Source organism: Exiguobacterium sp. S3 (genome assembly GCF_018617295.1).
GTDB lineage: Bacteria > Bacillota > Bacilli > Exiguobacteriales > Exiguobacteriaceae > Exiguobacterium > Exiguobacterium profundum.
The window spans coordinates 141507-154252 of the sequence record NZ_JACSJW010000005.1 but is presented as its reverse complement, the minus strand read 5'-3'; the positions used below and the strand labels follow the sequence as shown (position 1 = coordinate 154252).

Below are 12746 nucleotides of genomic sequence, written 5' to 3'. Positions count from 1 at the left end.
CTTTTTTACGTTAACGGAACGATTCCGTTAACACTTCATATCCATCTTCTGTGACAACGACCGTATGCTCGAACTGCGAAACAAGACTCTTGTTCGGAGTGAAGAGCGTCCAACCATCCTCTTCCGATTGATAGACGATTTCATCCTTTGTCGAGATGAACGTCTCAACAGCAATCACTTGCCCGGCTTTTAATAACTGATTTTCTTCGCGACTATAATAGTTCGAGATCGTCTCTGGCTCCCCGTGCAATGTCCGACCGAGACCGTGTCCGGCCAAGTTCCGGATGACCGTGAATCCATTCTTTCTCGCGTCAGCGTAAATTGCTTTCCCGATCTGATTGACTTTCACACCCGCCTTGACCTTGCTGAGTCCAGCTTCTAATGAAGTCAAGGATACTTCGACCAAACGTTCGTGCTGGGGTGACTTCGCCGCCCCCGCAATCACTGTACGTCCCGTATCGGCATAATATCCATCCTTCACAGCGGAGACGTCGACATTGACGATATCGCCCTCTTGAATGACTTCATCTCCCGGAATACCATGGGCAGCAACATCATTGAGCGAGATACATGTGTAACCTGGAAATTCGTACATCGTAATCGGTGCAGAAGCTGCACCTTCTTCTTCTAAAATACGTTGCCCGATCGCATCTAATTCTTTTGTCGTCATACCGGGCTTGACGGCTTTCGCCATCTCATCTCGCGCAAGTGCGACGATTCGCCCGATTTCGCGCAATGCATCGTAATCATAATCTAGCATCGTCCATCTTCCTTTCAATCCAATAATCGGTTTTGATATAAATACTCTTCGGATATGTCGGCAAATAAGAACATGCCGTCCGGTAACGGATAGCTAAAGGTTCGCGTCACTTCATTTGAACTGAAATCACGATAGTCTCCCGATAAATAGCCACGCCCTCGAACATCCATCGCCGCCATCGTCTGAATGAAATACGGTCGGAAACTCCAGTTATAGCCTCGATACGTATTATCGACACGCCATTCTCCATTCACGCAGTAGACGTTCGCACTCGTCTGGAAACCTGTCTTATCCGTTATATAATAACGAACAAACACCTCTTCCAGTTTTGGGGCGATGAATTGAATCCACTCGTCTTTCTTGTCTCTCGACCACTTTCCAGATTGAACAAGTTCTCCAATCCGGCGATGTAATTCAAATTCAAGCTCGTATAAGCGATTCAATCGTTTCTGGTCATGTAAAAAGAAGGAAGGCACTTCTTGTGCCAACACACCCATACCTTTGATTTCTCGTTGGGGAATCTCATCTTCCAAGCCTAGTAGGCCACCCATGTAATACCGACCACCGTGCTGCCACGCGTAACGAAGCTGTCCGATGTGGTTGATGGATTTGTAAAGAAGCGGTGCACCAAGCTTCGAAGCAATATACTCCATCGTCTGAAGCATGTTCGGATAGGTGACCGATAACGTCTTTTTCTCGACCATCGTGCCAAGGTCGACGAGCAATAATTCTGGCGCAAGCGTCATGATGTCTTCGATACTCGTGGATTCGGCAAAGTCTAATGCAATTTTCAATCCATAGGACCGATAGTATTGAATGACACGTGACAGTCGCGGGACGTCGACTAAGTCCGTCCCTTGTAAGGTCACATAAATACGGTGTAACGGAAAATTCAATTCGCGTAGTGGGGCTAAAAAGGCTTCTCCCCCTTCTTCGAGAATCCATTCCGACCGGCATCTGAACGTGACGAATGGTTTGACGTCACGAAGTTGCGCTGCCGCGAGTTGCTCCATTCGTTGGGCGATGTCTAATTGATACTCGAGGGGAACATCATCATCATAAAAAAACGGTGTCAATGATTCGCCTCGGAATCGTCCATGTACCATATATCCTTCCACTTGAAACGTCGCCGCTCCAAGGATTGGTTCATACGTCACCATCACTTCTTCAGGATGGACCATCACTTCTACCGCATCCACAATTCATCACCTCTTCGTTAAATGCGAAAACGAGCTACAATCAGCTCGTTCGCGTGTGTACATACATATAGGCACCGAAACAAGCAATAAAATAGGCGATACTCACCACGCCATATGCAATGCCCATCTTTCCGCCTACTCCAATGGCTAACACTAAAAAAATCATCGCTCCAAATAACAATGTCGCCACGGGGATATAACGAAAGTTAGGACGGTCTGTCTTTGACACGATTGGTTTGAGTGCGATTACACAACCAAGCAGCACAAGGAGACCGAAACTTAATTCCACCATCCGTTGACACCTCATCCTTCTATCTCTACTCAACTAGTGTAGCACGACACAATAAAAAATGCCGCAAATCCACTTAGGGAAATGCGGCATTTCACGATGATTAGTCACGCGGACGGCGTGGACCACGGTCATCCGAGCGACGACGATCGTCACCACGGAATGATCCTTTACGGTCTCCACTGCGTCCATCACGACGTTCGCCACCGCGTCCACCACGACGATCGCCACCACGGCCACCGCCACGACGGTCGTTACGACCACGGTATCCACCGCGATCGCCACCACGGCCACCTTGGCGTTTCACACGAACTGGTTCAGCGTACGAGATTTCAACAGGAGTTGAATCTGGCTCTTTTGTCAATCCACGAAGGGCAGCAGCGAGAATTTCGACTGCTTCGTACTCTTCAAGAAGTTCTGTCGCAAGTTGCGTGTAAGCTTTGAAGTCGCCCGCTTGAACGCGTTCGATCAACTCTTCAGCTGCTTGCTTTTGGTTTCCTTCAAGTACTTCCGCGATTGTCGGTACGTGACGACGGTTCATCTTCTTGTTCGTCACACGCTCGATTGCCTTCACTTGTCCAAATTCACGTGGCGTGATGAACGTGAGGGCTGTACCAGTCTTACCAGCGCGACCTGTACGACCGATGCGGTGTACGTAGCTTTCTGGGTCTTGTGGTACATCGAAGTTGTAAACGTGTGTGACACCTGAAATATCAAGTCCACGTGCCGCAACGTCAGTCGCTACCAAGATATCGATTGTTCCGTTTTTGAAACGACGAATGACTTGGTCACGTTTTGATTGCGTCAAGTCTCCGTGAAGACCGTCTGCAGTGTATCCGCGTTTGATGAGTGCCTCTGTCACTTCATCTACACGTTTCTTCGTACGAGCGAAGATGATGCTTAGTTCTGGTGAATCGATGTCGATCAAACGGCAAAGTGTATCGAATTTTTGACCTTCACGCAATTCGAGGAATTGTTGGTTGATGTTCTCAACTGTCATTTCTTTCGCTTTTACTTTGATGATTGTCGGCGACTTCATGAAGCGCTCAGCAATCTTTTTGATTTGTGGTGGCATTGTCGCTGAGAAGAGAAGCGTTTGGCGCTCTTCAGGAAGACCAGCCAAAATCGTTTCGATATCTTCAACGAAGCCCATGTTGAGCATTTCATCCGCTTCATCCAAGATGACTGTTTGAATGTCATCGAGTTTGATTGTCTTACGCTTCATGTGGTCCATGAGACGTCCTGGTGTCGCTACGACGATTTGCGGGTTCTTTTTCAAACCACGGATCTGACGGTCGATTTGTTGACCACCGTATACTGGAAGTGCGTATACGCGCTTCGTTTCACCGATTTTGTTTAATTCTTCTGCAACTTGAATCGCAAGTTCACGTGTCGGTGCAAGAACGAGTGCTTGGACTTGACGCGCCTTTGAATCGATTCGCTCAATTGTCGGAATACCGAAAGCTGCTGTTTTCCCTGTACCTGTTTGTGCTTGTCCTAATACGTCCACTCCCGTGAGTGCGACAGGAATTGTCTCAGCTTGGATCGGTGTAGCTTCCTCGAAGCCCATTTTGTGTACACCTTTTACTAATGCTTCACTTAATTGTAAGTCTTGAAATTTTGTCAAATTATATTCTCCTTTGTTCATACAAAAAACGTCTGAGTTCAGTTTGACAGATCTACAGACGTTTTCTCAATGTTTCCTCATAGTCAACTTTATTAACTATAACGTATTTCTTCCTAAAATGAAAGAAATACATTTTCAAACTTTTTCATGTCACCCGAACATGAGTTATCTTATTTCAATTTGTAGCCGTTGTCGAGCTTTTCAACTTGCTTCTCTTTCAACAGTTTTCCAAGCGCTCGTTTAAATGCCGCTTTACTCATCCCGAATTCACGGTCGATGATGTCAGGTGATGTCTTATCACCGTATGGCATTTGGCCACCACGTTCTTCAATATACGAGAGGATGCTCGCCGCATCACCATCAATCGCCTCATAGGCACGTGGCTTCATCGAAACGAGGACCGTACCGTCTTGTTTGACCTGCGTCACACGGACGGTCAACTGTTCTCCGAGACGTGGCCAACGCGTCATCTCAGCCTCATGCAAGAAACCGAGTGATTCCCCTTCGACCCATACGTTGACGCCCACTTCGCGTTTATTGACGACAATGGCCTGCACGTCCTGGTTGTTCCATTCTTCTTTCGACGGTCGTGCCAACAAGTTCAAGAACGCATATGGTGCAGGGTCCCCAAGCAAGCGTCCTTTTTGGTCATACTTCAATCGAATACACAATTGATCGCCCGTTTGTGGCCAATATGATCGGTTCTCCGGTAAGTCATCCATCGAAACGAGAACGTCCTTTTGAATTCCGATATTCACAAAGACCCCTGTGTTATACCGAACGCCAGTCACTTCAAACCATTCATACTCATCAAATGAAACGGTCGGAATCGTCATCGTTGATGCGAGACGTCCTTCTGAATCATGATATAAGAAGACACGAACCGTTTGACCGATTGTCACTTCTTCTGTTTGTTCTTTACGGTGAAGGAGCACCTCTTCGCGGCCGTTACTAATGAATACTCCAAAATCAGCAGAACGTTCCGCGACTAAATCTACTACTTCTCCTGCGCGCAATGCCATTACACCCACATCCTTTTCTAAGCTATTACTGTCAGTATACCTATCTACACACGTTCCTAATCATATCATGTTCTCTTTCAACATTTTGAATAAATGTGTCGAAAATGTGAATGTGTTTTGAGACTGTTGAAATCATGATTGTTTACAGAACTTACATGATTTATTAAAATTTTGTGACAATTTTGTGAACGTGTTTTTTTCTGCTAGTATCCTTTTTTTGAAAACGTTATTATATAGGAAGTGTCCAGTATAGATAAGGTTTCATTTAGGATTGATCGGGGGATAATAAATGTTTGATATACAGTCTCGTTCTTTTGCAAAGCGTTTTACAAAAGGATTGCTTGTCGCCTTTTTCGCATTACTCGCATCTCTCAGTTTTATTTTCTCAAACGGTGTCGACACGAATGTATCGTCATCCTCGACTTACATGACTCAAGAGTAAACGCCATTCAGCCCACTGAAGGCGTTTTTTTCTTTGCAATACATAACAGGATTTCCCTTCAAAAAGTCGAATACGATTAAAAGACCATGCCTTTTTCTTTCATACCTTTAAGAAAAGGAGACTCCGCTATGATTTTTTATTTTCTCACGTCCATTTTATCAATCGTAGGACTTGCTTTTTTGTTCCAGACCGAATTGTACAAAGATCCAATCGGAACATTTTTATTTGCCGTCCTAATTGCGATGGGACTCTCTTCCTTCAAACAACTCTTCATGCAGGCAAATGAGTATTTTGTAGAAAGACGGAACCAGAAACGGATCAAACGAGTCGTCGACAGAATGCACTCCACGACTCGAAAACGCTCTACATAACGCTCGTCTTCCCTCGCCACATTTGGTATCCTATGTAGGAACAGACATCGTACAATGGATTTATAATCGCAGGAGGCACATAACCGTATGAATGAAATCCCGTTATCGAATGAATGGCTACTTCGTTATTCACCTGTCATGGAGCTTTGGTTAAAAGAGGACGGTATTTTGCTTGTCGATGATGACAACCGAATCCGTCTCACTCTCGAAATCGGAAGTGATCAGGCCATGCAAATCAAAAGTATCGAGCAAGACGGCGCCTATTTCGTCGTCGATCCTGTGAATAAACGCATTACGTTCGAGCTCGAAGAAGAGGAAGAAGAGAGCGATTCTCGCTTTTGGGAATAAGGATTCATGCCGAAGGGTCGGATTCTCGTCAAGAGAAGAAGACTCTTTCTTGTTGTCATCATGAGAGGAGAGAATAGAATGATTCGAACAGCTGTATGGTTTTTCTCATTTTTTGCCGTATTACCGATCACCGTCCCGTTTTTACAGAAGGCGAAAAAAATCGAAACGCCAAAGCGTTACCGTTACGTACAAGATATCGCTTATAAATGGGCACAGTTTCTACTGAAGATTGCGGGTGCAGACATCCGTGTCCACGGTCAAGACCAGATTCCGGATGAACCCGTCGTCTACGTGTCGAACCACCAAGGAAACTTCGATGTCCCGATTATGTTGACCGCCACGAAACGACCGAAAGCGTTTATCTCGAAAATCGAGGTTCAAAAATTCCCGATTATTCCACGTTGGATGGAATTGATGGGGTGTATCTTCATCGACCGGAGTGACCGTCGTCAATCGATTCAAGCCATTCGTTCCGGCGTCGAAACAATTCAATCCGGTCAATCAATGATTGTCTTCCCAGAAGGCACACGCTCAAAAGGTGGACCGATGAAGGAGTTTAAAGCCGGAAGTTTGACGCTCGCCACCTCAAGTGGTGCGAAAATCGTTCCAGTCGCGATTCAAGGCAGTTATAGATTGTTAGAAGCCAAAAATCGAATCACCCCGGCAACGGTCGATGTCACGTTCCTACCTGCGATTGATCCGGCTGATTTGCCGAACAAGGAAATCGCAGCAACGGTCGAGGCGGCCATTCGTCAACAGCTTGAAGGAGAGAACGCATGAGTTTATTAATGATTGAAGGCATTCATAAAGAGTTTGCCGACAAAGTCTTATTTGATGATGTGACGATGACAATCCATCCCGGAGACCGTATCGGGATTATCGGCGTGAACGGTTCGGGGAAATCGACGTTCATGAAAATCATCGCCGGTACCGAGACAGCAGATCGAGGCACGATGCAACATCCGAACGATTATCGGATTCGCTACTTGACTCAAACGGTTCAATTCGACGAAGGACAAACGATCCTTGACGCTTTATTCACAAGTGATACTCCTTCCGTTCAAGCGTTGAAACAGTTCGAGCGCGCCAGACAAGCACTCGAAGCGAACCCGACAAGTGAGCAGTTACTTGAACGCTTCATGAAAGCCCAACAGGCCGTCGATGCCGCAGACGCTTGGGAAACGGAAGCAAAACTGAAGTCGATTTTAAACCGGCTCGGTCTTCCTGACGTGTCAATCGATGTGAACGCCTTGTCTGGGGGGCAACAAAAGCGAGTCGCGCTCGCCGCAGCGTTACTCGATGAAGCGGACTTATTGCTCTTAGATGAGCCGACGAACGAACTGGATGCCGATACAATCGCATGGCTCGAAACGATGCTTGCCGATTACCGGGGAGCGATCCTGCTCATCACCCACGACCGCTATTTCTTGAATCGTGTCACGAATCACATTTTGGAGATTGCGGATGGAACGAGTTACTTCTATAACGGGAACTATGAACTCTTTCTCGAGAAGCGTGCCGAGCGAAAAGCTCGGGCACAATCGATGGAACAGAAACGACAAAATATATTACGTCGCGAACTCGCTTGGTTGCGTCGTGGCGCGAAAGCCCGGACAACCAAACAAAAGGCACGCATTCAACGTGTCGAAGACTTGAAACATCAAGAGAGCTTAGCGGAAGACGAGACGCTCGACGTCTCGGTCGGATCTCGCCGACTTGGTAAAAAGGTCATCGAAGTCGAAGATTTATCTTTCGGATACGATGACTCCCTTCTCATTCGGCAGTTCAATTGGATTTTCGGTCGCCGTGAACGCTACGGGATCGTCGGCCCGAACGGGAGTGGGAAATCAACGCTCATGAACTTGCTCGCCAAGCGCCTAGAACCGACAAACGGTACGATTGTGCACGGAGAAACCGTTCATTTAGGCTACTACGGACAACAAGTCGAATTTGAAGACGAGTCACGACGGGTCATCGATGAGATCGAACGCATCGCCAAAGTCATCCACACGCCGGACGGCGAGGTCATCACGGCGGGGCAAATGCTCGAACGTTTCCTTTTCTCACCGGACGCGCAATATAAACCAATTGCGAAGCTATCTGGTGGCGAAAAACGGCGTCTCGTCCTGCTTCGAATTCTCATGGATGAACCGAACGTCTTATTCCTTGATGAACCGACGAACGATTTGGACACGGAAACGTTGTCTGTTTTAGAAGACTATTTGGAGTCCTTCCCAGGTACAGTCATCGCCGTCAGTCACGACCGCTATTTCTTAGACCGGATCGCCGGACAGTTGATCGCTTTCGAAGATGGGGTCATCCAGGTGTATCACGCAGAATATAGTGACTATTTGGCCATGCGTCAAGAAGAGGTTCGTCAAGTGAAGAAAGAGAAAGAACCTAAAGAGAAAAAGGAACGCGTGAAGTCGGAAGTCGTGAAATTCACCTTCAAAGAACAGAAGGAATGGGACACGATCGAAGAAGACATCGCCGCACTTGAAGAACAGATTGAAGCGCAGGAAGCGACGCTTGCATCAGCGGGCAGTGACCTTGGTAAAGTCAATGAGTTGTATGCGACGATTGCAGAACTGAAAGAAACACTCGATGCGAAGATGGAACGTTGGACCTACCTATCAGAAATCGATGAACAAATACAAGCACAGAAAAAAGGCTGACCTCCACATAAGGTAGCCTATCAAATGAAATGAACAAGAGATGGATTTCCGATATTTGTTCCGGAAATCCATCTCTTTTGATTATTTCACTTTGATGATGATTTTGCCTTTGGCATGCCCTTCTTCTCCATAGTCATGAGCAAGTTTCGTATCTTCTAAATCAAAGACCCGGTCAATCACAGGTTTCAGTTCGCCTTTTTCAACAGCTTCCGCAATTTTTTTCAAACGCTCCCCCGTTGGTTGCATGAAGACGTACTCGGCACGGACCTTCGCCTGTTTGGCTTCCTCTTCATTTGGTGGTGTGGAGATGGAGACGAGCATCCCATTCTCTTTAAGCATTTGGTAGAGTTTGCTCTGCCCGTCGCCCCCCATCGTATCGAATACGAAATCAATATCGCGGACAGTATCTGCCGGGTCTTGTTGTTTATAGTCGATGACCTCGTCGGCTCCAAGTTTTTTGACCCAATCTACGTTCGGCGTGCTTGTCGATGTGACGACATACAAACCGTGTGCTTTCGCGAGCTGGATGGCTACCGTTCCGACACCACCTGAACCGGCTCCGATGAAGATTCGATCACCCGGTTTGGCATCCATCACTTCGAACATGACTTGCCATGCCGTATGCGCGACGAGCGGCAGTGAAGCGGCCTCCTCAAAACTAAGCGAAGCTGGTTTTTTGACGACAAGATGGGAATCGACTGCGACGTACTCGGCATATGTGCCTTGGCGCGCGATTTCTGGTCGGCTAAACACTTCATCTCCAACCTTCAATTCGGTCACATTCGCCCCAACTTCTTTGATGACACCCGATACATCCCACCCGATAACGAGCGGCATCTCGTAATGGAGCATTTCTTTCAAGTATCCTTCACGGAGCTTCCAATCGACCGGATTGACGCTTGCGGCATGAACTTCAATTAATACGTCATCTGCACCGATTGCCGGTTGTTCAAGTTTCCCTACTTTGAACTCATCCGACCCGCCATACTGTTCGATATATGCTGCTTTCATCTCATCATCCTCCTTTGATTGACTCACTTTTAGTTGGTTCCCATTTTATTTCTCTTACAAACGAAAAAAGCACACCGTAGAAACGGTGTGCTCAGACTGACTGATGGGTCATATAGCTATAGACATACACATCATGAGATTGTCCACGCTGACGCATATAGTTATGTAGTCGACCTTCTTGAAAGAATCCATTCTTCTCCAACATGCGTTGGGATGCAAGATTCTCGACATAGACGATGGCACCGACCCGTTCAATTTCACACGTCACGGCAAACTGAAGCGCCGCGTGAAGGGCTTCGGTCGCATAACCCGAACGCCAATACTCCGGTTTGAGTTCATAACCGATCTCGGCACGCCGATGCGACGGTGCCCGATTGTGAAACCCGATTGTCCCGATTAACGCTTTTGATTCGCGATGCTCGATGGCAAAACGGATGATCGCACCTGTTTCGATTTGTGCGAGCATATGCGTCAGCATCTGTTCCGTTTCTTCTAACGTCCGATGTGGCTCCATTCCGTAGTGGCGTAGCACGTGTTCATCTGAAAAGATGGCGAATACGTGCGGACCGTCCTCCATTTGGAGAGGTCGCAGTCGGAGGCGCTCCGTTTCAATCACAGGGAGACGGTTCATCCTTTACTGACCAAGTTATGTTGGAACGCATAGACGACTGCCTGGGTCCGGTCATAGACGTCAAGCTTCGTCAAGATGTTCGACACGTGTGTCTTCACTGTTTTGAGTGAGATGAACAATTCGTCCGCAATCACTTGATTCGACTTGCCTTCCGCCATCAGTTGCAAGATTTCTCGTTCACGGGCAGTGAGACTCTCATGAAGTGTCATTTCCGGATGACGCAGTCGTTCGAGCATCTTTCCTGTTACCTGGGCGGCCATGACCGGATTGCCGGCAGCGGTTTGACGAATCGCATCTGCGATTTCATTTGCATTCGCTGTCTTGAGGACATAGCTCATCGCACCGGCTTCGATGACGGGATACACTTTCTCATCATCCAAGAAACTCGTCACGACCAAAATCTTCGCTTCTTTCCAACTTGCTTTAATTCGTTTCGTCGATTCGACTCCGTCAACGGGCTCCATCACCAAGTCCATAAGGACAACGTCCGGCTTCTCCGCAATCGCAAGCTCGGCTCCCGTTGCTCCGTCCGATGCTTCGCCGACGACTTCGATGTCCGGTTGTGTCGATAAAAAGGCAGATACGCCCGCCCGAACCATTTCATGATCATCAATTAATACAACTCGAATCATCATTACCCCTCCACTTGTTGTTTCACACGTACTTCAATTTGTGTCCCGACATTCGGCACACTGACCAATCGCAACGTTCCACCGACTTCTGCCGTACGCTCTCTTATCGATTGTAATCCATATGAGGCGACTTGTGTATCGTCCACATTAAATCCGATTCCGTCATCGTTAATCTTTAAGATGACCGTCTGTTGCACGGTTCGCATCTCGATTTCTAAACGAGTCGCTTTGGCGTGTCGTAACGTGTTACTAATCGCTTCCTGAACAATCCGAAACAGTTCATTTTCAGTGTGCCGGGAGAGCTTCACTTCCTCTAAACGCCAGACGAGCTCGGTCGATTGTTTACGAGACAGTTCTTCTAACAAGCGTTCAATTCCCGTCTTTAGTGTCATGCCTTCTAGTTCGACCGGCCGAAGTTGTAACAGCAACGAACGCATCTCTGCCTGTGCGGTCTGCGCCATGAGCTCGACTTGTTCCATTTGTTTACTCGCGAGTTCTGGTTTCGTCTGCATCGTCTGTTTGACCGCTGTCGTCATCATCGAGATGGCATAGAGCTGTTGACTCACCGAATCATGAAGTTCTCGTGCGACGCGACGTCTTTCTTCGACGACGGCCTCACTCCGCGCCTCTTCCACACTGACCGGACGCTCACCGACTCGCTTCGCCATCTCGACCATTTCTTGGCGCTGTTTCGATACGCGGACGATTCGTTCGAGTGTATCTCGGTATGGGGACATCGGGCGGAAGGTGATGTCTTTTTGGTTCTCCAGTTTCCAAAGGGCATTGGCGACTTCCCGAAAGTCTCGGCGCAAATAAAAATACGAACCGACGCCAAAGATACTTCCGATCAAGACGGCAATCACTAGAATGGACACACCGAAAGGCAACCCTTCTTCACGCGAAAATAAATCGCTCAATGAAGTCGAGTCACCTATGAGAAACGCTACAGTAATCAAGAAAGCCGTCAACAAGCTACTAAACAGTTGATGCCAGACGACCGTTCGTGGATAAGAATCTTTTTTCATACCGTCATCACCTCGACACTTCCGCTCATGAGCACGATATGAATCCGGACTTTTCGTGTAGCCTGGACATAATCATCAGACGCTGTATAGAAGCGACGATTGAACACCGGCGAATAGTTCGAGTCATCGACCTGCACTTTACCGAACCCGATCGATGCGTCAATCGAATAGTCATACCCCGCAGGAATGAGAATTCGAATGTCTCCCGCAAGTCCATTGAGGAGTAAGAACGTCTCTCCTTCCGGAATGATGGCTTGTGACAAATCCATCTCAACGTCCCGTAGTAAAAAGAACTCATTCGTATCACGTAACACATAGTGCCCCGATTCCTTCATCCCAAATGAGAAGGCTTGTTCTTGACGAAGGGGTGTCCGGATTTTCGATTCGACCGGTCGATTCTTATAGAGTCGATAGCCGAATAACAGGAGGAGTCCGGAGAGCACGAATCCGAATGCCGCAGATGAGAAAATCAAGCCAATCAAGAGGATTCCCCCAATTGCGTAAAAAATATAGCTAGCAGACTGCTTCCCCCGACGACTGAACCGTCGACCGATGTAGAGGAGAAGCAGCGGGAGGATCATGCTGAATAAGACGCTATTCCCACCCGTCACGATATCGATGAAGAGTCCGACTGAAAATAAGATAATCATAAATCCAATGATTTGACGTGTGTTCCAACGTTCCATGTCCATTCCCCCTTTCTGTTCATATGTA

General features: G+C 47.4%; 14 protein-coding genes. 4 read left to right on the top strand and 10 right to left on the bottom strand.

All coding sequences use genetic code 11. The features are described 5' to 3' along the window. Nucleotides 1-10: 10 nt before the first annotated feature. The 5 genes from map to KNO65_RS13350 form a co-directional block, all read right to left on the bottom strand. Nucleotides 11-760 (bottom strand): type I methionyl aminopeptidase, encoded by a 750-nt coding sequence (gene map / locus KNO65_RS13370; protein WP_214784800.1) that lies wholly within the window; start codon nucleotides 758-760, stop codon nucleotides 11-13. A gap of 14 nt (nucleotides 761-774) precedes the next feature. Then, complete coding sequence (locus KNO65_RS13365; RefSeq protein ID WP_074037729.1) at nucleotides 775-1959, bottom strand: EAL-associated domain-containing protein; 1185 nt, start codon at nucleotides 1957-1959, stop codon at nucleotides 775-777. A gap of 40 nt (nucleotides 1960-1999) precedes the next feature. Then, on the bottom strand, nucleotides 2000-2251 hold the full coding sequence (locus KNO65_RS13360; RefSeq protein WP_015880847.1) for a hypothetical protein: 252 nt from the start codon (nucleotides 2249-2251) through the stop codon (nucleotides 2000-2002). 100 nt (nucleotides 2252-2351) lie between these two features. Continuing rightward, nucleotides 2352-3875 carry a degradosome RNA helicase CshA gene (gene cshA / locus KNO65_RS13355; protein ID WP_230872854.1) on the bottom strand — a complete coding sequence of 508 codons (1524 nt, stop codon included), beginning with the start codon at nucleotides 3873-3875 and terminating at the stop codon, nucleotides 2352-2354. Between the two features lie 170 nt (nucleotides 3876-4045). Next, entirely contained in the window at nucleotides 4046-4897 is an 852-nt protein-coding gene (locus KNO65_RS13350) for a CvfB family protein (RefSeq protein WP_015880845.1), read from the bottom strand. Between the two features lie 570 nt (nucleotides 4898-5467). Here KNO65_RS13350 and KNO65_RS13345 point away from each other — a divergent pair. The 4 genes from KNO65_RS13345 (at nucleotide 5468) to KNO65_RS13330 (ending at nucleotide 8733) form a co-directional block, all read left to right on the top strand. After that, the gene (locus KNO65_RS13345) at nucleotides 5468-5710 is read left to right on the top strand and encodes a hypothetical protein (RefSeq protein ID WP_074037731.1); all 243 of its coding nucleotides are present in this window, start codon (nucleotides 5468-5470) and stop codon (nucleotides 5708-5710) included. An 87-nt stretch (nucleotides 5711-5797) separates the two neighbouring features. Then, a complete protein-coding gene (locus KNO65_RS13340; protein ID WP_015880843.1) occupies nucleotides 5798-6058 on the top strand; it encodes a hypothetical protein in 261 nt (86 codons plus the stop codon). A gap of 78 nt (nucleotides 6059-6136) precedes the next feature. Next, nucleotides 6137-6838, top strand: a complete 702-nt coding sequence (locus KNO65_RS13335) for a lysophospholipid acyltransferase family protein (protein ID WP_159563566.1) — start codon at nucleotides 6137-6139, stop codon at nucleotides 6836-6838. Further along, nucleotides 6835-8733: an ABC-F family ATP-binding cassette domain-containing protein gene (locus KNO65_RS13330; protein WP_214784798.1), complete on the top strand. Its 1899-nt coding sequence runs from the start codon at nucleotides 6835-6837 to the stop codon at nucleotides 8731-8733. The genes KNO65_RS13335 and KNO65_RS13330 overlap by 4 nt, the downstream gene beginning before the upstream one ends. A gap of 81 nt (nucleotides 8734-8814) precedes the next feature. Here the strand turns inward: KNO65_RS13330 and KNO65_RS13325 are convergent, their stop codons facing one another. The 5 genes from KNO65_RS13325 to liaF form a co-directional block, all read right to left on the bottom strand. Continuing rightward, a complete protein-coding gene (locus KNO65_RS13325; RefSeq protein ID WP_214784796.1) occupies nucleotides 8815-9744 on the bottom strand; it encodes an NADP-dependent oxidoreductase in 930 nt (309 codons plus the stop codon). 91 nt (nucleotides 9745-9835) lie between these two features. Beyond that, on the bottom strand, nucleotides 9836-10360 hold the full coding sequence (locus tag KNO65_RS13320; protein WP_236548972.1) for a GNAT family N-acetyltransferase: 525 nt from the start codon (nucleotides 10358-10360) through the stop codon (nucleotides 9836-9838). An 11-nt stretch (nucleotides 10361-10371) separates the two neighbouring features. Then, a complete protein-coding gene (locus tag KNO65_RS13315; RefSeq protein ID WP_015880838.1) occupies nucleotides 10372-11007 on the bottom strand; it encodes a response regulator in 636 nt (211 codons plus the stop codon). A 2-nt stretch (nucleotides 11008-11009) separates the two neighbouring features. Next, the gene (locus KNO65_RS13310) at nucleotides 11010-12032 is read right to left on the bottom strand and encodes a sensor histidine kinase (RefSeq protein WP_074037734.1); all 1023 of its coding nucleotides are present in this window, start codon (nucleotides 12030-12032) and stop codon (nucleotides 11010-11012) included. After that, entirely contained in the window at nucleotides 12029-12718 is a 690-nt protein-coding gene (gene liaF, locus KNO65_RS13305; RefSeq protein ID WP_015880836.1) for a cell wall-active antibiotics response protein LiaF, read from the bottom strand. Before liaF ends, KNO65_RS13310 begins: the two co-directional genes overlap by 4 nt. Nucleotides 12719-12746: the final 28 nt, after the last annotated feature.

Bases quoted from the DNA above. Each gene is read 5' to 3' on its own strand.
- KNO65_RS13340 (WP_015880843.1), top strand. From the start codon at position 5,798: ATGAATGAAATCCCGTTATCGAATGAATGGCTACTTCGTTATTCACCT.
- liaF (WP_015880836.1), bottom strand. From the start codon at position 12,718: ATGGAACGTTGGAACACACGTCAAATCATTGGATTTATGATTATCTTA.
- KNO65_RS13315 (WP_015880838.1), bottom strand. From the start codon at position 11,007: ATGATTCGAGTTGTATTAATTGATGATCATGAAATGGTTCGGGCGGGC.
- map (WP_214784800.1), bottom strand. From the start codon at position 760: ATGCTAGATTATGATTACGATGCATTGCGCGAAATCGGGCGAATCGTC.
- KNO65_RS13310 (WP_074037734.1), bottom strand. From the start codon at position 12,032: ATGAAAAAAGATTCTTATCCACGAACGGTCGTCTGGCATCAACTGTTT.
- KNO65_RS13330 (WP_214784798.1), top strand. From the start codon at position 6,835: ATGAGTTTATTAATGATTGAAGGCATTCATAAAGAGTTTGCCGACAAA.
- KNO65_RS13335 (WP_159563566.1), top strand. From the start codon at position 6,137: ATGATTCGAACAGCTGTATGGTTTTTCTCATTTTTTGCCGTATTACCG.
- KNO65_RS13360 (WP_015880847.1), bottom strand. From the start codon at position 2,251: ATGGTGGAATTAAGTTTCGGTCTCCTTGTGCTGCTTGGTTGTGTAATC.
- KNO65_RS13325 (WP_214784796.1), bottom strand. From the start codon at position 9,744: ATGAAAGCAGCATATATCGAACAGTATGGCGGGTCGGATGAGTTCAAA.
- KNO65_RS13345 (WP_074037731.1), top strand. From the start codon at position 5,468: ATGATTTTTTATTTTCTCACGTCCATTTTATCAATCGTAGGACTTGCT.
- KNO65_RS13350 (WP_015880845.1), bottom strand. From the start codon at position 4,897: ATGGCATTGCGCGCAGGAGAAGTAGTAGATTTAGTCGCGGAACGTTCT.